Origin of the sequence: Paraburkholderia sp. SEWSISQ10-3 4 (assembly GCF_030464785.1) — a bacterium.
In the GTDB taxonomy this organism is placed as follows: Bacteria; Pseudomonadota; Gammaproteobacteria; order Burkholderiales; family Burkholderiaceae; genus Paraburkholderia; species Paraburkholderia aspalathi.
The window spans coordinates 44,996-63,841 of sequence record NZ_JALPRI010000004.1; the positions used below are offsets into that span (position 1 = coordinate 44,996).

At 61.5% G+C, this 18,846-nt stretch carries 19 protein-coding genes and 1 pseudogene; 11 read left to right on the forward strand and 9 right to left on the reverse strand.

Annotated elements, in window-relative coordinates; genetic code table 11:
• Nucleotides 1-23: 23 nt before the first annotated feature.
• Nucleotides 24-941 (reverse strand): AraC family transcriptional regulator, encoded by a 918-nt coding sequence (locus M0D68_RS11440; protein WP_266224263.1) that lies wholly within the window; start codon nt 939-941, stop codon nt 24-26.
• An 83-nt stretch (nt 942-1,024) separates the two neighbouring features.
• Between M0D68_RS11440 and M0D68_RS11445 the strand changes: the two genes are divergently transcribed.
• Nucleotides 1,025-1,987 carry an SDR family oxidoreductase gene (locus M0D68_RS11445; RefSeq protein WP_266224264.1) on the forward strand — a complete coding sequence of 321 codons (963 nt, stop codon included), beginning with the start codon at nt 1,025-1,027 and terminating at the stop codon, nt 1,985-1,987.
• 428 nt (nt 1,988-2,415) lie between these two features.
• Nucleotides 2,416-3,108, forward strand: coding sequence for a CBS domain-containing protein (locus tag M0D68_RS11450; RefSeq protein ID WP_093642786.1), 693 nt, complete (start codon nt 2,416-2,418; stop codon nt 3,106-3,108).
• Between the two features lie 54 nt (nt 3,109-3,162).
• Here M0D68_RS11450 and M0D68_RS11455 read toward each other — a convergent pair whose 3' ends face one another.
• Complete coding sequence (locus tag M0D68_RS11455) at nt 3,163-4,050, reverse strand: LysR family transcriptional regulator (protein ID WP_093642783.1); 888 nt, start codon at nt 4,048-4,050, stop codon at nt 3,163-3,165.
• Between the two features lie 102 nt (nt 4,051-4,152).
• Between M0D68_RS11455 and catB2 the strand changes: the two genes are divergently transcribed.
• The 3 genes from catB2 (at nt 4,153) to catC (ending at nt 6,696) form a co-directional block, all read left to right on the forward strand.
• Complete coding sequence (gene catB2 / locus M0D68_RS11460) at nt 4,153-5,310, forward strand: muconate cycloisomerase CatB2 (protein ID WP_266224265.1); 1,158 nt, start codon at nt 4,153-4,155, stop codon at nt 5,308-5,310.
• Between the two features lie 47 nt (nt 5,311-5,357).
• Nucleotides 5,358-6,266, forward strand: coding sequence for a catechol 1,2-dioxygenase (gene catA / locus M0D68_RS11465; RefSeq protein WP_175052487.1), 909 nt, complete (start codon nt 5,358-5,360; stop codon nt 6,264-6,266).
• Between the two features lie 139 nt (nt 6,267-6,405).
• Entirely contained in the window at nt 6,406-6,696 is a 291-nt protein-coding gene (catC, locus tag M0D68_RS11470) for a muconolactone Delta-isomerase (RefSeq protein WP_175052486.1), read from the forward strand.
• Between the two features lie 54 nt (nt 6,697-6,750).
• On the opposite strand, the gene M0D68_RS11475 is transcribed toward catC, so the two are convergent.
• Both M0D68_RS11475 and M0D68_RS11480 read right to left on the reverse strand, forming a co-directional pair.
• The gene (locus tag M0D68_RS11475; RefSeq protein WP_200619350.1) at nt 6,751-7,728 is read right to left on the reverse strand and encodes a PDR/VanB family oxidoreductase; all 978 of its coding nucleotides are present in this window, start codon (nt 7,726-7,728) and stop codon (nt 6,751-6,753) included.
• Nucleotides 7,729-7,896: 168 nt separating this feature from the next.
• Nucleotides 7,897-8,787 carry a LysR family transcriptional regulator gene (locus M0D68_RS11480; protein WP_211707201.1) on the reverse strand — a complete coding sequence of 297 codons (891 nt, stop codon included), beginning with the start codon at nt 8,785-8,787 and terminating at the stop codon, nt 7,897-7,899.
• 167 nt (nt 8,788-8,954) lie between these two features.
• Between M0D68_RS11480 and M0D68_RS11485 the strand changes: the two are divergent.
• Nucleotides 8,955-9,703, forward strand: a pseudogene (locus M0D68_RS11485) (sulfite exporter TauE/SafE family protein).
• Nucleotides 9,704-9,856: 153 nt separating this feature from the next.
• Here M0D68_RS11485 and M0D68_RS11490 read toward each other — a convergent pair.
• Nucleotides 9,857-10,816: a LysR family transcriptional regulator gene (locus tag M0D68_RS11490; RefSeq protein WP_200651728.1), complete on the reverse strand. Its 960-nt coding sequence runs from the start codon at nt 10,814-10,816 to the stop codon at nt 9,857-9,859.
• A 139-nt stretch (nt 10,817-10,955) separates the two neighbouring features.
• Between M0D68_RS11490 and M0D68_RS11495 the strand changes: the two genes are divergently transcribed.
• From M0D68_RS11495 to M0D68_RS11505, 3 genes are all read left to right on the forward strand, one after another.
• On the forward strand, nt 10,956-12,266 hold the full coding sequence (locus M0D68_RS11495) for an MFS transporter (protein ID WP_211701387.1): 1,311 nt from the start codon (nt 10,956-10,958) through the stop codon (nt 12,264-12,266).
• Between the two features lie 79 nt (nt 12,267-12,345).
• Entirely contained in the window at nt 12,346-13,368 is a 1,023-nt protein-coding gene (locus tag M0D68_RS11500) for a histone deacetylase family protein (protein ID WP_266224266.1), read from the forward strand.
• A 264-nt stretch (nt 13,369-13,632) separates the two neighbouring features.
• Nucleotides 13,633-14,379 carry a glucose 1-dehydrogenase gene (locus tag M0D68_RS11505; RefSeq protein WP_200651659.1) on the forward strand — a complete coding sequence of 249 codons (747 nt, stop codon included), beginning with the start codon at nt 13,633-13,635 and terminating at the stop codon, nt 14,377-14,379.
• Between the two features lie 128 nt (nt 14,380-14,507).
• Here the strand turns inward: M0D68_RS11505 and M0D68_RS11510 are convergent, their stop codons facing one another.
• Nucleotides 14,508-15,389: a LysR substrate-binding domain-containing protein gene (locus tag M0D68_RS11510; protein ID WP_266210761.1), complete on the reverse strand. Its 882-nt coding sequence runs from the start codon at nt 15,387-15,389 to the stop codon at nt 14,508-14,510.
• A 118-nt stretch (nt 15,390-15,507) separates the two neighbouring features.
• On the opposite strand from M0D68_RS11510, the gene M0D68_RS11515 reads away from it, so the two are divergent.
• Together M0D68_RS11515 and phnX are read left to right on the forward strand one after the other, a co-directional pair.
• A complete protein-coding gene (locus M0D68_RS11515) occupies nt 15,508-16,737 on the forward strand; it encodes a 2-aminoethylphosphonate--pyruvate transaminase (protein ID WP_266224267.1) in 1,230 nt (409 codons plus the stop codon).
• A gap of 62 nt (nt 16,738-16,799) precedes the next feature.
• Nucleotides 16,800-17,603 (forward strand): phosphonoacetaldehyde hydrolase, encoded by an 804-nt coding sequence (phnX, locus tag M0D68_RS11520; RefSeq protein WP_266224268.1) that lies wholly within the window; start codon nt 16,800-16,802, stop codon nt 17,601-17,603.
• Nucleotides 17,604-17,652: 49 nt separating this feature from the next.
• Here phnX and M0D68_RS11525 read toward each other — a convergent pair whose 3' ends face one another.
• The 3 genes from M0D68_RS11525 to M0D68_RS11535 form a co-directional block, all read right to left on the reverse strand.
• Nucleotides 17,653-17,961: a hypothetical protein gene (locus M0D68_RS11525; protein WP_200622175.1), complete on the reverse strand. Its 309-nt coding sequence runs from the start codon at nt 17,959-17,961 to the stop codon at nt 17,653-17,655.
• Between the two features lie 150 nt (nt 17,962-18,111).
• On the reverse strand, nt 18,112-18,444 hold the full coding sequence (locus M0D68_RS11530; protein WP_200622173.1) for a type II toxin-antitoxin system HicB family antitoxin: 333 nt from the start codon (nt 18,442-18,444) through the stop codon (nt 18,112-18,114).
• The gene (locus tag M0D68_RS11535; protein WP_093642740.1) at nt 18,441-18,695 is read right to left on the reverse strand and encodes a type II toxin-antitoxin system HicA family toxin; all 255 of its coding nucleotides are present in this window, start codon (nt 18,693-18,695) and stop codon (nt 18,441-18,443) included. Before M0D68_RS11535 ends, M0D68_RS11530 begins: the two co-directional genes overlap by 4 nt.
• Nucleotides 18,696-18,846 lie beyond the last annotated feature (151 nt).

Consider the following 18,846-nt stretch of genomic DNA (forward strand, 5'->3'; position numbering starts at 1 on the left):
AAGCTGTCGCCGTTACGTGCGCATCACGACAGCCGCAGTCGCCTCACGTCCTGCTGGGGAGGCGCGCCGAACAGACGGCTGTACTCGCGACTGAACTGCGAGGCGCTTTCGTAGCCGACCTGGATCGCGGCACTACCCGCGTCGATGCCAAGGTTGAGCATCAACTGCCGCGCTTCCTGCAGGCGCAACTGCTTCTGATATTGCAGAGGACTTGTTCCGGTGATGTTGCGGAAATGCTGACGGAACGTTGAAGGACTCATGTGCGCGTGCGCGGCCAGGTCATCCACCCGGAGTCCCTTCGAGAAATTCTGCTTGAGCCATCTCACGGCCCTGGCGATCTGTTGGCTCGGCGATCCGTTGGCCGCAAGGTGCTGTAACTGCGGACTGTGCGGACCAGCGAGAAGCCGCACGATGATTTCCTGCTGAAAGAGCGGCGCCAATTGCGGAGCCAATGCCGGTTGGTCCAGCAATTCGATCAGCCGGATCAGGACGCCGATCAAGGCATCGTCAAGGGTTTCGATCGTGATGGGCGTGAAGGCAGGTGTTCGAGGCGGAGCCGGCAACTGCATCTCCGCAGCTGTCTTCACGATGTCACGGCTGTCCAGTGTCAGCATCAGGCCCAGCATCGGTTCCTCAATACTCGCGCGCGTGACGTGCGAGATCACAGGCAGGTCGATGCTTGCCAGCATCGATTGGCCGGGGCCGTAGTTCACCACCTCTTTTCCTACCAACGCCTGCTTATGGCCCTGGGCAACGACGCCCAGCCCGAGGCTAAAGATGCAGTGCAACGGCTCGGTTGGCCCTTTCCGGCGGTGAAGGGAAAGGGCTGGTATGGCTGTGGCGTAGTCGCCGTCAGACTGGGCAAAGCGGGCGATGGCTCGCGCGAGGCCGTGCGTGCGTGTGGCAGTCGTACTCATTGGCTGGGAAACCCGGTATTTCATGCGCAATCTCTAATGCCAGGACGGCGGAAACACTTTACTCCGGTAGAAGACCATTCACGTTGCTTTAAGCACGCTTCGTCAGTTTGGGCAAGAAGTTCGGCGCTTTCGGCAACCTCCCCGGTGCCAATCGCGCGACACTGAAGCCAGTTAATTCATATCCGATGCTCGAATTTTGGGGCATCAAGAACAGAGAGGACCCACGTATGAATAGCAAGAAAGTGTGGCTGATTACCGGCGCTGGCCGCGGCATGGGCGTGGATATCGCCAAGGCAGCCTTGGCGGCCGGCCACGATGTTGTGGCGACCGGCCGCGATCCTGAAAAGGTCAGGAACGCCATCGGCGATCACGATAATCTTCTGGTCGTCCAGTTGGACGTGACCAGCTCCGCGGATGCCGAGGCCGCCGTCGAAACCACCGTCCAGAGCTTTGGTCGCATTGACGTGCTGGTCAACAACGCGGGCAACTTCTATGGGGGCTTCTTCGAGGAGCTTAGCCCCGCCCAGGTGCGTAGCCAGCTCGAAACGCTTCTGTTCGGCCCGATGAATGTTGCCCGGGCTGTATTGCCGGTGATGCGCAAGCAGCACTCTGGCCTGTTAGTCACAATCTCATCGACGGCTGGCATTACTGCCGGTGTGTTTTGCAGTGCATATGCCGCTGCAAAGTTTGGCGTCGAAGGATGGATGGAGTCGCTTGCCCAGGAAATTGCTCCCTTTGGCATTCGCACCATGCTGGTAGAACCAGGTTTTTTCCGAACAGACCTTCTCAGCGCAGACTCAACGACCTACGCCGAACTCTCCATTGATGACTATGCGTCCCGCACTCAGGAGACCGTGACTGCGTGGAAAGGCATGAACGGCAAGCAGGGTGGCGATCCGGCCAAACTTGCCGCCGCGCTAGTGGAGTTGACGGCACAGGAAGAGCCGCCCGCTCGCTTCGCCGCCGGCGCGGATGCAGTTGAGGCTTTTGAATCCAAAGCGAACACCTTGCTCGCTCAGGCGAATGCCCACCGCGAGTTGTCTTCGTCGCTTTCATACGCCCCAGAATAAAGACGGGCGCCGCCGGACAAGTGGCGACGCCCGCAAGTCGACTTAATAGGGCACTCCAAGAAGCAACGGCTGGGTTTTCTACGGAACCGCAGTCAGAATTCGCCTCGCTTTTGTCGGATATTTCTCTAGATGCAGCCTATGATCGTTGTCTCGACTGTGTTACCTCGATCGAGTCACCGACGATATTGCCTTTCATTCCCGAATAGACGGCCGTGTTGGTGGCCTTCCGTCTTTTTATCCATCAGAACCGCGAGAGTCCGAACAGCGTGCAGTCATCGCCGCATGCGCGACACTGGCGCGAGCGGCCGTTTGTTAAGCACTGGATTCAGGCGCCTCAGCACCGCGCGGCCCGCCGCCGGTGCGTCTGCCGAAATCGTGCGACGAGTGCAACAGATGGGGACCCGTCGCGACACGCTGAGGGAGCGACCATGCGCGCACTCGACATCATGACGCCGTCCGTCGTCACAGCCACACCGGACATGACAATCCACGACGCGGCACGACTGTTCGTCGATAATCGTATCAGCGGCATGCCGGTCGTCGACGCGAACGGACAGGTCGTCGGCATCGTTAGCCAGGGCGATCTGCTGCATCGCGTGGAGACTGGCACCTGCCACGGAAAGCGCTCGTGGTGGCTCGAACTGCTGTCGTCTTCGCCCCGCGGGGAGGCTGCGAGGTATGTGAAGGAGCACGGACATGTCGTCGGCGACGTGATGTGCGACCGGGTGATTTCGATTCCCGAGGACATGCCGTTCCAGCAGATCGCGGACCTCATGGAGCGCCGGCATCTCAAACGCGTGCCGGTACTGAAGGACGGCAAGCTGGTCGGAATCGTGAGCCGTTCGAACCTGATTCGCGCACTCGCGAGCGTCGCACCGGCCGTGGACTCGGCTTCGCACGACGATGTGAGCCTGCGCGAGGCAATAGTCATGGAAATGCACGGGCAGCGCTGGGGGTTGCCGAAACAAGGCGTGCTCGTCACGGACGGCGTCGCGCATCTGTGGGGCGTGATCGAGTCCGAGGAGGAAAAGCGCGCGATCCGAATCGCGGCCGAGGGCGTGCCCGGCGTCAAGCGCGTAGAGAGTCACCTGGTGTTTCCGAGCGTGATGCCGTCGCTATAGCGCAGCGCCGATCAAGAGGCGCTTGGAGCCCGCTTCAAGCGTCCTTCCGCGCCTTCAACCCCGCTTGAACAACTCCCGCGCCAGCGAACAGAGCAGCGTGGTCGTCGGCGACTCGTCCTGCAAGCGTCGGCTCATGATGATCGGCGACGAGATATTGGCCGCCGGAACCGGCCGGTACACCACGCCATGCGCGCGCAAACCTTCGACGCTTTCCGGCACGAGACACACGCCAACCTGCGCCGCAACCAGCCCCAGCGCGGTTTGCAACTCCCTCACTTCATGAACCGCTTTCGGCTCCAACGCATGGTCGTGCATTGCCGATAGCTGCTGGTCCGCATAGCTCGGCCGCGGTGTGCTCGGATAGACGATCAGCGTTTCCTCAGCAAGCGCGGCAAGCGTCAGCGCCTTCTTCTGCCGCGCGAGCGGGTGATTTTGCGGCAATGCGGCAATCATCCGTTCTTCGACGAGCACTTCGCGCGCCAGTTGCGCATCGTCGAAGCGCAAGCGGCCGAAACCCACGTCGATACGGCCGCCTTTGAGGGCACCGAGTTGCTCGATCGTAAACATTTCGATCAGCGACAACTCGATATGCGGCGCCGCTTCGCGAAACGCGCGGATCACCGCGGGCAACGCGCCATAGAGCGTGGACGGCACGAAGCCGATCACGATGCGCTCGGCCAGTTGCGCGAGGCGCCGCGTGAGCGGGGCGAGTTCGTCGGCATCGTCGACCAGACGCTTGGCCTGCGCATAGAAAATGCGGCCGGCTTCGGTCAGCCGCAGCGGCCGCGAGCCGCGCTCGAACAGCGCGAGGCCAACGCTTTCCTCGATCTGCTGGATCTGGCGGCTGAGCGGCGGCTGCGTCATATGCAGGCGATTGGCGGCCCGCGTGATGTTCATTTCTTCGGCGACCGCGATGAAATAGCGGAGTTGGCGAAGTTCCATGCATACCCCTAAGGTATGGAAGTAGTCGGAATCGGTGTTGGACTGCTTCGCGGGTTGTTTCTACTATGGGGCTCTCATGAAAGCAGTTCAGGAGAGCACCGAATGATAGCAACACCCGTGAAGATCGAGAGCGTGGAGACGATTCTCGTCGACGTACCGACGATTCGTCCGCACCGGCTTTCGGTTGCAACGATGAATTGCCAGACGCTCGTGCTGGTGCGCATCCGTTGCGCCGACGGCATGGTTGGCGTGGGCGAAGGCACGACCATTGGCGGCCTCGCATACGGCGAGGAAAGCCCGGAAAGCATCAAGGTCAACATCGATACGTACTTCGCGCCGCTGCTCAAAGGCATGGACGCAACCCGTCCGGGCGCGGCGATGGCGAAGCTGCGCACGCTGTTTCAGGGCAACCGCTTTGCGAAATCCGCGGTTGAAACCGCTTTGTTCGATGCCCAGGCGCAGCGTCTCGGCGTGCCGCTGTCGGAGCTGTTCGGCGGCCGTGTACGCGATTCGGTGGACGTGGCGTGGACCCTCGCAAGCGGCGATACCACCCGCGATATCGACGAAGCCGAGCGCGTTTTCGAAACGAAGCGGCATCGCGTGTTCAAGCTGAAGATCGGCTCGCGTGCGTTGGCCGACGACGTCGCGCACGTCGTGGCGATTCAGAAAGCGCTGGAAGGCCGGGGCGAAGTGCGTGTCGACGTGAACCAGGCATGGACCGAATCCGAAGCGATCTGGGCCGGCAAGCGCTTCGCCGATGCCGGCGTTGCGCTGATCGAGCAGCCGATTGCCGCGGAGAACCGTGCGGGCCTCAAACGCCTGACGGATCTCGCTCAGGTGCCGATCATGGCGGACGAAGCGCTGCACGGCCCGGCGGACGCATTCGCCATCGCCAGTGCGCGTGCGGCAGACGTCTTCGCCGTCAAGATCGCGCAATCGGGTGGTCTGACTGGCGCCGCACAGGTGGCGGCGATTGCGCTCGCCGCGAATATCGACCTGTACGGCGGGACGATGCTCGAAGGCGCGGTGGGCACGATCGCCTCGGCACAACTCTTCAGCACCTTCGCCGAACTGAAGTGGGGCACTGAACTCTTCGGGCCGCTGCTGCTGACCGAAGAGATTCTCACCGAGCCGCTGCGCTACGAAAACTTTGCGTTGCATCTTCCACAAGGACCCGGTCTCGGCATCACGCTCGACTGGGACAAGATCGACCGTTTGCGGCGCGATACGTGCAAAGGCGCAAGCGTTACCACGAACTGACGGTTCATCCGCTAACCGCCGAGAACATTAAACGAAGGAGATACCCCATGAACAAGCAAGCTATCGACGCACTGCTGCAGAAATTCAACGACAGCGCCACCAGCGAAGGCAATCCGCGCACAAAGCAGATCGTCCAACGCATCATCCAGGATCTGTTCTATACGATCGAAGACCTCGACGTGCAGCCGGCCGAGTTCTGGACCGCGCTGAATTATCTCGGCGACGCAGGCAAGAGCGGCGAGCTCGGTCTGCTGGCCGCGGGCCTCGGCTTCGAGCATTTTCTCGATCTGCGTATGGACGAAGCGGAAGCCAAGGCCGGTATTGAAGGCGGCACGCCGCGCACCATCGAAGGACCGCTGTATGTGGCGGGCGCACCGGTGTCCGACGGGCATGCACGACTCGATGACGGCACCGATCCCGGCCAGACGCTGGTGATGCGCGGCCGCGTATTTGCTGAAGATGGCAAGCCGCTCGCCAACGCGCTGGTTGAAGTGTGGCACGCGAATCATCTCGGCAACTACTCGTACTTCGACAAGTCGCAGCCGGCGTTCAATCTGCGCCGCTCGATTCGTACGGATGCCGAAGGCAAATATAGCTTCCGCAGTGTGGTGCCGGTCGGTTACTCGGTGCCGCCGCAAGGGCAGACGCAGTTGTTGCTCGATCAGCTGGGCCGTCATGGGCATCGTCCGGCGCATATCCACTTCTTCGTGTCGGCGCCGGGCTGCCGCAAGCTGACCACGCAGATCAACATCGACGGCGATCCGTATCTGTGGGACGACTTTGCGTTCGCCACGCGCGACGGCCTCGTGCCGGCGGTCAAGCAGGCTGAGGGCGCGGAAGGCAAGCCTTATGGCGTGGAAGGCCAGTTTGCGTTGATCGACTTCGACTTCACGCTGTTCAAGGAGCGTGACAACCTGCCGGGCGCTGAAATTGACCGGCTGCGCGCCGAAGCCTGAGGCTGTGGCTGTGGCGCTCTAACGCGCCGATGACTGAAAACGCATACACGTACCGCATGAATCAATCGACCCTGGCTGCGCGGCGGAGTATTCCGCGTAGTCGGGGTTTTTCATTACCGATCAGAGAAGGAGAGCCAGCATGCTGTTTCACGTTGAGATGACCGTCAACCTGCCGCTCGATATGGACGCCGAGCGCGCCGCGCGCTTGAAAGCCGATGAGAAAGCCATGTCGCAGAAGCTGCAGGAAGAGGGCGTATGGCGGCACTTGTGGCGCATCGCCGGGCGCTACGCGAACATCAGCGTGTTCGATGTGGAAAGCCCGGCGCAACTGCATGACGTGCTGAGCCAGTTACCGTTGTTTCCGTATATGGATATCGAAGTGCGCGCACTGTGCCGGCATGCATCGTCGATTCGCGACGACGACCGGTAAGGGCGTAAAAAAGAAGGTGCTGCGAATGCAGCACCTGGTTTGCATTAAAGAGTCTTAGAGATCGAGCACCAGCAGCGGTGACGTGGCGCGCGAGACGCAGCAGCAGATCACTTTGCCGCTAGCCCTTTCAGCTTTGCTCAGGCAATGGTCGCGATGCTCGGGCGTGCCGCTCACCACATCGACCATACAGGTTCCGCATACGCCTTCGCCGCATGAGGTATCGACTTCGATACCGATCGACGCCAGCGCCGCGACGATGGTCGTATTTTTATCGACATGAACCGTAGCCCCGCTGCTGGCGATCTGCACATCGAATGCATCGAGCGCGTTCGATTCGCTGCTAGCTGCCGAAACGGGCTCGGCGGCGAAGCGTTCAAGGTGAATCGCCTCCGAAGCCACGCGCGTTTCGCCGATCGCCACCACACGCTCCATGAAGGGCCCCGGGCCGCAGGTATAAATGTGCGAACCTTCGCCCGCGCTTGCCACGCAGTCGGCCAGCACCGCATCGAGCTGTTCTTTTTCGACGCCGAAGTGAGGCCGTACGAAATCGCTGAACGGTGCGCGTGAGAGTAATGGCAAGAACGCCGCATGCTCCGCACTGCGCGCGAAATAATGCAACACGAAGCGCTCGTTCTGCTTGAGCAGGCGATAGGCCATGCTCAACAGCGGCGTGACGCCAATGCCTGCCGCAATCAGAATGTGCTCGCTCGCGCCGGACGCAAGCTGGAACAGATTGCGCGGCGCACCGATCGTCAATTCGCAACCGACCGTCACGTCGTCATGCAGCGAGCGCGAACCGCCGCGCGACGCGTCTTCACGTTTGACGGCAAACAGGTGCGCTTCACGATGATCGGGGTCGCCACACAGGGAATATTGCCGCGTGATGCCTGAGGGCACGGTGACGTCGATATGGGCGCCGGGTTCGTAGCGGTCGAACGGTTGTCCGTCCAGACGCGAGACACTGAACGAGCGCACGCCGTGCGCTTCGTCACGCACGCTGTCGACGCGTACGCTGAAGGTGGTTCTTTCCATGATCTTGCTGGCCAAAGGACAGAGAGGGGCAGAGCGGACGCCGCATGCAATGCGCAGCGCCCGGTTGTGCGTCAAGGATAAGAAGCCGCCGACAATCAGGCAAATCGATTAAAAATCGGTTATGAAATAAGTCGAATTGATAATATGGTGCGCAGCCATGCGCCCTCGTCATCCTTCGACACCGGCCAGATGCCGGACCAGCGCCTTTTCCGGCCGTTTCAGCGCGTTCAGGTCGCGCATGCAGATCAGCAACTGACGCGTGGCCCAACTGTCCGTCAGTTCGATCGTGCGAATGCCCGGCGTGCCGCGATAGCGTTTCGCGGCGGTGGCCGGCACGATGGCGATGCCCGCGCCCTGTTCGACCATGCAGCAGATGCTGTCGAAGGTTCGCATATGCGCGCGGACGCTGAGAGGCTGTCCGGATAGCAGGGCGCGTTCGCCGAGATACGCGTGCAACGCGCTGCCCGTACTCAAGCCGATGAATTCATGGTCGGCCACTTCCGCAAGCGTCACGCGGCGACGCGCGCCCAGCGGGTCGTCGCGGCTGGTAACCAGCACGAGTTTGTCGACGGCGAAAGGCACCGTTTGCAACGCGCCGTGTTCGACGGCATCGGAGATGATGCCGATCTCAGCCGCGCCGGTCAGCACCGCTTTCACGGTTTCGCTGCTTTGCCGTTCCTTCAGATCGATCTGCACGTTGGGGTGATCGCGCAAAAAGAGCCCAACCGGGGCAGGCAAAAACTCGGTGATCGCGGCGGTATTGGTCCACAAGCGGATGAGGGCTTTGCTGCCGGCCTGATGTTCGCCGAGCTCGCCTTGCATCAGGTCGATCTGGCTGAGCACGAGTCGCGCATGATGCGCGAGCGTATCGCCCGTTGCGGTGGACTCCACGCCGCGTCGGCCCCGCTCCAGCAAGGGCACGCCCAACGCGTCTTCCATGCCGCGCAAACGCGCGCTGGCCGATGGCAGCGACATGTTCGCGCGCGCCGCGCCGTGCGTGATGCTGCCAGTGTCGAGGATGTTCAGGAAAAGGCGGAGATCGATCAGGTCGAAGCGCATGGGGTCGAATTTTAGTTGGTGTCGTAACCGTGACTGGCGTTGCGGTTGCAGATGCAGTTGTGGTTTTAGCCTTAGCCCTAGCCTAAGTCACAGTACGTATCTTACGCATTGTGGACGGCGCTGCGGCAATCGAAAATCGCGGACATGACATCCAGAACCTCATCCCCATGACCTCTTCTTTTGCGCTGCATGTAAGCGTGATTGCCGCGACCTTCGTGCTGGCCGGCTTCGTCAAGGGCGTGACCGGTATGGGCCTGCCGACCGTCGCCATGGGCGTGCTCGGCACGCTGATGCTGCCGGCGCAGGCGGCAGCGATGCTGTTGCTGCCGTCGTTCGTCACGAACGTCTGGCAGCTGTTCGCGGGGCCCAGCGTGCGGGAATTGCTCAGACGTTTGTGGCCGATGATGGTGGGCATCGTCGCGGGCACGCTCGCGGCTGCATCGTTCATTGCCGGCGGCGGTGGCGAATGGGCCGTGGCCGGCTTGGGCGCCGCGTTGACGCTCTATGCCGCGGCCGGGCTGATGGCGTGGCGCTTCTCGGTGCCGGCACGCCACGAGCGCTGGCTGTCGCCGGCGGTCGGCGTGGTCACCGGCGCGATCACCGGAGGGACCGGCGTGTTCGTTGTGCCGGCGGTGCCTTATCTTCAGGGCTTAACGTTAAAAAAGAGGATCTGGTCCAGGCGCTCGGCCTGTCGTTCACCGTTTCCACCATCGCGCTCGCGATCGGACTGACAAGGGAGCATGCATTTGCGGTCGACGACCTCGGCACGTCGCTTTGCGCCGTAGCACCTGCCTTGCTCGGCATGTGGATCGGCCAGCGGGTGCGCGGCCACATTAGTCCGGCGACCTTCCGCCGCTGGTTTTTCATTTGTCTGCTCGGCTTGGGTATTCAGTTACTGGCGCGCGTATTCGTTTGATCAGGAAGTGGGAAGCGTGAAGCAGGAGGGCTGGATTGTGTGGTCGACTATTCTGGATACGTTAGGCGCGTTGGCTGTACTGGCAAGTGTGGCAGTGCAGATCGCGTTCATCCGCAAATGCGGAAATCGGTGAGCCGTCAGGTTCATCTTCGGTTAGCGCGGCGCAAGCCGTTCAGGTAGCGCGTAGCGTTGCATCGTGCGTTCCATGCCATCGAGAAACGCCTGCTCCGCGGCGTTCATCTTGCGTGCGCGCAGCCACAGCAGATCGATGTCGACGTCGACCAGACCCTCTTCGGGTGGCAGACGCCACAAGCGTTGCTGTGCGAGATCGTCGCGCACGATGTGCTCGGGCAGACAGCCGATGCCATAGCCCGCGAAGATCAGCCGCCGCACTTCATCGAGGCTCGGCGAGGCCGCCACGATGCGCCCGGTAAAGCCGCGCTGATCGCGAAACACGGTGAGCGGCGACAAGCTGTCGCCAATCTGGTCGCTGGTGAACGATACGAAGTTTTCCGCCAGCAATTGATCGATCGACAATGCATGCCGCCCGAACAGCCGATGATGCCGTCCGCAGAAAAGCGCATACCGTTGCCGCAGAAAGCAGCGCTGTTCGAGTTTATCGACGGGCGTGCGGCACAAGCCGAGCCCGGCCGTGGCCGTTTTTTGCAGCAACGACGAGATGATGTCCGACGAGCGCATCACTTCGATCTGCAAATCCACGCGCGGATAGCTCTTGTGGAATTCCGCGAGGAATTCGTCATAGACGCCGGAGTCGATCCGGCTCACCGACAGAAGCCGGATCGACCCGGTGATGTCGTCGCTGCGGTCGTCGAGTTCGGTTTCCAGCCGCGACATATGGCCGTAAATATCGCTGGCAATGCGGTACACCTCCTCGCCGGCGCGAGTCGGTTCGAAGTGCGGGCCGCGACGCTGGATCAGATTGCGCCCCAGCGTGTCTTCGAGCCGTTTAAGCGCCTGGCTAACTGCAGGTTGCGTCAGATGCAAACGGGCCGCGGCACGGCTAACGCTGCGCTCCTGCATGATCACGAGGAAGGTGCGCAACAGGTTCCAGTCGAGCCGGTCATTCAAAAAACGCGTGACGTCCGCGCGCAACTGAGTCATGGAATCACCTTCGACATTAGCCAGATTTATAGCCGGGATAATAAACCGAAATTTGACTAATATTTTATGGCTGGCGATAAAACACCTCACAAGATGGCCTGATATCAGGCATCGCGACAGAGGAGCCGCCATGAACGCTTCACCCCAAGCCACCCGTCAGCCCGTGCGAGCGGCCAGCGCCGCTTTCATCGGCACGATGATCGAGTGGTATGACTTCTACATCTACGCCACGGCCGCCGCGCTGGTGTTCGGCGAGTTGTACTTCCCCTCGCATGACCCGTTTGTCAGCACGATGGCGTCGTTCGCGACCTTCGCGGTCGGCTTCTTCGCGCGGCCGTTGGGCGGCGTGATCTTCGGCCATCTGGGCGATCGTATCGGCCGCAAGAAGGCGCTGATGACCACGCTGATGATGATGGGTGTCGCCACCGTGTGCGTCGGCTTGCTGCCGGCTTATACGAAAGTGGGCGTGCTCGCGCCTGTGCTGCTGGTATTGCTGCGCGTGGTGCAAGGCGTGGCGGTGGGTGGCGAGTGGGGCGGCGCCGTGCTGATGGCTGGCGAACATGCGCCGAAAGGGCGGCGCACGTTCTTTGCTTCGTTCGCGCAACTGGGCAGCCCAGCCGGGCTGATTCTTTCGCTGATCGCATTTCGCGCGGTCACGTCGATGTCGCACGACGATTTCATCGCGTATGGCTGGCGTCTGCCGTTTCTGGCGAGCGCGGTGTTGCTCGTGGTCGGCATTTTCATTCGCCTCGGTGTGAACGAGTCGCCGGAATTCCAGCGCGAGAAAGAAGCGAAGCGTACGGTCGAGTTGCCGATTGCCGAAGTGTTCCGTTCTTCCGGCGCGCTGGTTGCACTGTGCATCGGCGCGAACACGATCGGCATTGCGGGCGTGTACTTCACCAACACTTTCATGATTTCGTACACCACGCAAAACATCGGTGTGTCGAAATCGTTGATTCTCGATTGCCTGTTCGCGGTCGCAATCATTCAGTTTCTGTCGCAACCGCTCGCCGCGTGGCTCGCTGAAAAGATCGGCGGTGCGCGCTTCCTCAAGTTGGCCGCGTTCGCCGCGATGCTCTCGCCGTATCCGATGTTCACGCTCGTGCAGAGCGGCAGCCGGCTGTCGATGATTGTCGGCATCGCGCTTGCCGTGGTGTGCATGGCGAGTTTCTATTCGGTGATCGCGGGCTTTGTCAGCGGCGTGTTTCCGGTGCGGGTGCGTTATTCGGCGATCTCGCTGTCGTACCAGGTGTGCGGTGCGATTGCAGGTGGTTTGACGCCGCTGGCGGGGACATGGCTCGCGCACAAATTCACCGGGCAATGGTGGCCGCTTGCCGTGTTTTACACGTGCCTCGCGGGCATCTCGTTGTCGTGCATCGTCGCACTGGATGCGCTGAAACACCGTCGTGCCGACGCACCCGAAGCACTGCCGGCACGCTGAATCAAATGAAATCCAAGACGTTGCCGGCGCGTGCGATGATGGCCGCACCGGCCTACGCCTGAAGCAAAGGAACTGGACTATGCAGACGTTTTTTCATCCGGCGCAGTTGAAGCATCATCCGCGCAGCTATCTGTCGCGTGGCCAGATGCGCACGCCGCAGGAAGTGCCCGAACGTGCGTTGCGCCTCGTCGAAGCCGTGAAGAAGCTCGGTTTCGACGTGCAGGAGCCGACGGATTTCGGGGCCGCACCGCTCGCCGCGGTGCATGGCATGAACTATCTGCGCTTCCTCGAAGAAGCGCATCGCGAATGGAAAAAGATTCCCGCGGAGTGGGGCGACGAAGTGATGTCGAACGTGTATATCCGCGAGAACAATCCGTTGCGCGGCGTGCTGGCGCAAGCGGCTCGCTATCTCGCCGACGGCAGTTGTCCGGTCGGCGCGGATACCTACGAATCCGCTTACTGGTCGGCACAGAGCGCGCTGGCCGGCGCGCACGCGATTCTCGACGGTGCGGGTGAAGCGTACGCGTTATGCCGCCCGCCGGGTCATCACGCGCGTGCCGAAGCGGCAGGCGGTTTCTGCTATCTGAACAATGCAGCGGTTGCAGCGCAGGCGCTGCGGCAAGAGTACGGGCGCGTCGCGATTCTCGATACTGACATGCATCACGGCCAGGGCATTCAGGAGATTTTCTACGGTCGTGACGACGTGTTGTACGTGTCGATCCATGGCGATCCGACGAATTTCTATCCCGTGGTAGCCGGTTTCGAAGACGAACGCGGCGCGGAGCAAGGCGAGGGCTATAACGTCAATCTGCCGATGCCGCATGGTTCGTCGGAAGCCGTGTTCTTCGAGCAACTCGACGCGGCGCTGCGTGTTCTCGCGCGCTTTCAACCGGATGTGCTGGTCGTTGCACTGGGCTTCGACATCTACAAGGACGACCCGCAATCGATGGTGGCGGTGACGACCGAAGGCTTCGGCCAACTCGGCGGCCAAATCGGTGCGCTGAAACTGCCCACGTTGATCGTGCAGGAAGGCGGGTATCACATCGAAACGCTCGATGTGAACGCGCAGTCGTTCTTCGGCGGGTTTGCGTCGAAGCGATGAAGTCAGGCGGGTGTCGCGCCGGCGTCAGCGTCGGTGCCCGCCGTGCCCTTGTCTAACCTTGCCCCACGCGTTCCGCCCCCAACGTCTTTCCGATTGTTCGGCTCATCCGACGTATCTATTCGTTTCCAGCCGCTTTATCCATGCGGCCAGTGTGCCTACATTGTCTCCAGTGACAGCGCCACTGCCTGTCTCGCTTCATCGGCGTCAGCCCTCGAATCTTCGCGGCAGCGACGCCGGCGCGAACTCCATCCAAAGGAAACGATCATGAGCAAACTCACAGGTAAGGTTGCGGTTGTAACGGGCGCATCGAAAGGCATCGGCGCCGGGATTGCCAAGGCACTCGCTGCGCAAGGCGCGTCGGTGGTGGTGAACTATGCGTCCAGCAAGGCAGGCGCGGATGATGTGGTTGCCGCAATCACCGCGGCGGGCGGCAAGGCTGTGGCCGTTGGCGGCGATGTGTCCAAGGCAGCGGACGCGAAAGGCATCATCGATTCGGCAGTCGAAACGTATGGCCGCCTCGACATTCTCGTCAACAATTCCGGCGTGTATGAGATGGCGCCGATCGAAGACATCACCGAAGCGCACTTCCACAAGCACTTCGACGTGAACGTGCTGGGTCTGCTCCTGGTCACGCAAGCGGCGGTGAAGCATCTGGGCGAAGGCGGCAGCATTGTGAACGTCAGCTCGGTTGTCAGCCGCATCACGCCGCCGGGCAGCTCGGTCTATACCGCCACCAAGGGCGCGGTGGACGCCATCACCGGCGTGCTCGCACGTGAACTCGGCCCGCGCAAGATTCGCGTCAACTCCGTGAATCCCGGCATGGTGGAAACGGAAGGCACGCATACCGCCGGCTTCATCGGCTCGGACTTCGAGACCTGGGCGCTCAGCACAACACCGCTTGGCCGTATTGGTCAGCCTGACGATATCGCCGACGTCACCGTGTTCCTTGCGTCCGATGACTCGCGCTGGATGACTGGCGAAAGCCTGATTGCTAGCGGCGGTATGCGGTAACAGGATTGGCTGGCAGCGCGTTGTGATGGGTTCATGTGGCAATGCCATGCATTGCCACGATACGCGCCCGCTGCGCCAGGACTGGATGAAAACGCCGCCGGGCAATCGTTGCCCGGCGGCTTATTGTTTTATTGAGCCGTCACAGTAGCGGCGCTTATCAGCTCCACCGCAAACAACGCGTCCAGCAGATTCGACCCCGGCCGTTCAGCCAACCGCGTGAGCGATTCGATCATCTGCACCTGGCAATCCTGAAGCGGAATCATCCTGATCCGCCGCGATTCCTTGAATTCGGCGCGCGCGATCACGCCTACCCCCATGCCTTGCGCGACCGCTTCCTCCAGCGCTTCGCGCCCATCCACGTACATCACCGGTTCAACCTGCAACGACTCGCGCACCAACTCGATCTCCAGCAACTGCTGCGTGACTGATTGCCGCTCGCGAAAAATCATCGGCTGTTGCACCAGTTCCGCGTAACTCAGCTTGCGTTTCTTCGCCACCGGATAGCTCGCCGGCACCATGGCCACCAGCGGATCGCGCCGCAGCACGCGTGACTCGAGCCGGCTATGCACTTGTGGAGCGGCGGTAATGGCGGCGTCGACCGCGCTCGACAGCACGCGCTGCATGCAATCTGCGGCATTGGCGATCGAGAGCGTTACGACGATGCCCGGATGAAGCTTGCGAAACGCGCCGATCAGCGCGACGGCCAGATCGGGCGCGTCCGCCGCCAGCGAGAGCGAGCCGGACTCGAGCCCACCTGCCGATTCGAGCAGTTGCCGCGCGTCGCGCTCGCAACTGAGCATCTGCCGCGTCACGGTGAAAAGACGCAGACCGAGTTCAGTGGTTTCGACGCCGCGCGGGCCGCGCTCGAACAATTTGACACCGAAATCCTGCTCGAGCCGCTTCACGTGATCCGACACCGCCGGCTGCGTGAGCGACAGCGCCTGCGCCGCTTTGGAAAATCCGCCGTGTTCCGCGACCGCATGAAAGGCCCGCAATTGCGCGTATTGCACGTCTGCCTCGCCGAGAGATAAGTTTTTGCGATACCTGCATCGATTATATCGATTTTACCGATGGACAGCCTTTATGTACTGTGTCATGACCGCAACAGCGATATCGGAGATTCCGACCATGGAAAGCGTCATCGGCAGCGCCCCGACAGTGTCCGCACTGCCTTCAACCGTGATGTGCGCCGCGCCGGCCCAGGGCGAGCCGTATCTGTTGACGCCGGGACCGCTGACCACGGCGTTCTCGACCAAGGAAGCGATGCTGCGCGACTGGGGTTCGTGGGACGGCGACTTCCGCGCAATGACCGCTCAACTGCGCCGCAGCCTGCTGGACATTGCCGGCGACACCGCCGGCGAGTACGACTGCGTACCGCTTCAGGGCAGCGGCAGCTATTGCGTCGAAGCCATGCTCGGCAGCCTGATTCCGCGCGACGGCCATGCATTGGTGCTGGCCAACGGCGCCTACGGCAAGCGCATCGCAACCACCCTCGGTTATCTCGGCCGCGCCTGCACGGTGCTCGACAAGGGCGACTACCTGCCGCCGCGCGGCGCCGAAGTCGAAAGCATGCTGGACGCCGATCCGCGCATCACGCACGTGGTCGCGGTGCATTGTGAAACGAGCTCCGGGATTCTCAACCCGATCGAAGAAATCGCCGCAGCCACCGCTAAAAAAGGCCGCGAGCTGCTGATCGATTCGATGAGCGCATTCGGCGCGCTGCCGCTCGATGTGCGTCAGATTCCGTGCGAGGCCTTTGTCTCCTCGGCGAATAAATGTATCGAGGGCGTGCCCGGCTTCGGGTTTGTGATCGCTCGCAAGAGTGCGTTGCAGGAGGCCAAGGGCCGCAGCCATTCGCTCTCGCTCGACGTGTACGACCAGTGGGACGTGATGAACCGCACCGGCCAATGGCGCTTCACGCCACCGACGCACACCGTGGCCGCATTTATCGAAGCATTGCGTCTGCACAAGCTCGAAGGCGGCCAGCCCGGGCGTCTCGCACGTTACGCGAACAATCGCGACGTGCTGGTCGCGGGCATGCAGGAACTCGGCTTCGAGCCGCTGCTGAACGCGCGTTGGCGCTCGCCAATCATCGTGACGTTTTTTGCGCCGGCGCATCCGTCGTTCAAGTTCGAACACTTCTATGAATTGATGAAGAAGCAAGGTTTCATCATCTATCCGGGCAAGCTGACGGTGGTGGATAGCTTCCGCATCGGCTGCATCGGCCAGGTGGATGAGCGCGTGATGCACCGCGTGGTGCGAGCCTGCGCGCAGTCGCTGCAAGCGATGGGTGTTGCGCACGCCGCGCCGCCGGCGGCCGCGCTCGAAGAGCGCAAGACCTTGGCCGAAGCGGCTTGAGTACGGAAAACAAATGCGCGGCACGTCGCGCGAGCCTTACAACTTCCAGAGAATCGAAGTAAATGAAACACGTAAAAGCAGTGATTTTCGACTGGGCCGGCACGGTGGTCGATTATGGTTCGTTGGCGCCGATGGGCGCTTTTGTCGAGACGTTCGAGCAGTTCGGCGTATCGATCACGATCGACGAAGCACGCCGCCCGATGGGCATGGCCAAGCGCCCGCATATCGCGGCGCTGATGGCGTTGCCGCGTGTGTCGCAGGCATGGGCCGACAAGTACGGCCACAAGCCGGGCGAAGCGGACATCGACGCCGTGTACGACGTCTTCGTGCCGAAGAACATCGCGGTGGCCGCGAGCTACAGTTCGGTGATCCCGGGTGTGGCAGAAGTGGCGAGCGCGCTGCGCAGCGACGACATCAGGATCGGCACGACCACGGGCTATACGCGCGAAATCATGGCCGAGATCGTGCCCGGCGCGGCGGCTCAGGGTTTTTCGCCGGACAGTATCGTGTGTACGGGTGACACGCCGGAAGGGCGTCCGTCGCCGTACATGATCTACAAGACGTTGCCGGAACTCGGCGTGTGGCGCGCGAAGGATGCGATCAAGGTCGACGACACCGAAGTCGGTATCGAGGAAGGGATCAACGGCGGCACGTGGGCGGTGGGTGTTGCCGTGAGCGGCAATGCTTTCGGCATGGCCGAGGATGATGTCAAGGCGCTGGCGCCGGATGAATTTGCATGGCGGCGCAAGGTGGCGATTCAGAAGTTGCAGGCCGCTGGTGCGCATTATGTGATCGATAGCGTGGCGGATCTGATGCCTGTGGTACGCGATATCGATGCGCGGTTGGCGCGAGGTGAGCGGCCTTAAAAAGCAACAAACCCGGCAAAAGCCGGGTTTGTCGCATCTGGAGCAGGTATTAGTCGGTACGAAGGCCGCCGCGCTGCCTGATCTGCTTCTGGGTCATGGGCCTCCCCGCGATCGCATAGTCGTGATCGAGAGAAATGGTGATCTTGCCGTACCTGTGGTCGACGCTGAGCATGACCTGCTGCCCGGGGCGGAAGCCGATGCGTTCGAGCAACGTATCAGTGACAAGCATCCACGGAAAGGCGACGCGCCTCGCCTGTTGCTGAGGGCTGTCTGTGGCAGGTGCCCGTTCAAGTGTTGCAGAAATGTTCGTTGGTGGTTCGGCGCGGGTGCGGCGTGGTTTAAGATTGATGTTAGCCATGGTCAACTCCCTTTTTGAGTTGGTTGTGGTCAGCGGGCCGTGAGTGTTGGTAGCACTCATGGCCCGCGCTTCGTTTACCTTCTGCGTTTGCCTCTCGGTTCGGTACATGCACCTTGTTGCTTCACGTCAGGCACGGTCGCGGCGCGGACGTTATGTCATGACTTCGTGTTCGATAGCCCGCTCGATGAGCTGGTTGAGACTGATCCCTTCGGCCGCAGCAGTTTCGACCGCGCGCGCATGAAGCTCGGGGTTGATGCGTGCATTGAAGCGGCCGGAGAAGTGGCGAAACGGATCGATGCCGTTCTCCTTGCAAACCTCAAGGAAAGCCGCCAGGGACCTGGAGCCCTCGGCCTTGAGAGTGGGGATATCGCTGGCGTAGAAGTCAGCACCGCCGTTCAGGCCGAGGAATTCGCCGCGCAGCATATCAGTGTCGGGGTCATACGTGACGACTGCGCGATGGTTGTCGATGGTAAGGATGTTCATGGTTTGACTCCGTTCGATTCGAGCCATTTGCGGATGCTGGCGACCGCGCCCTTGTCGGTGGTGGGGCGCGGGTGCGGGCGGTGATAGACCTGCACTTGGCCGAACAGCACAACAGCGATTCTGGAGCCCTCGCGCTCGGTGATCTTTGCGCCGAGCTCGAGGAAGAGCGCTTCGATGTCGGACCATCGCACATTGGCCGAAACGGGGCGTGCGAAGATCAGTTCAAGGGTTCGGGAATGGGCTCGCTTCATGAGGGAAAATGGTACCACAAATTGGTACTGTGGTGTGGCTATCTGAACCAGTTGGCCTCAGCGTTTGTGAACAGAGCATACAGATCAAACGCCTCGAAGGATTTACGACGATGGCCGGGGTCTACGCTGCTGTGTGAGAGCAGGGCAGGTG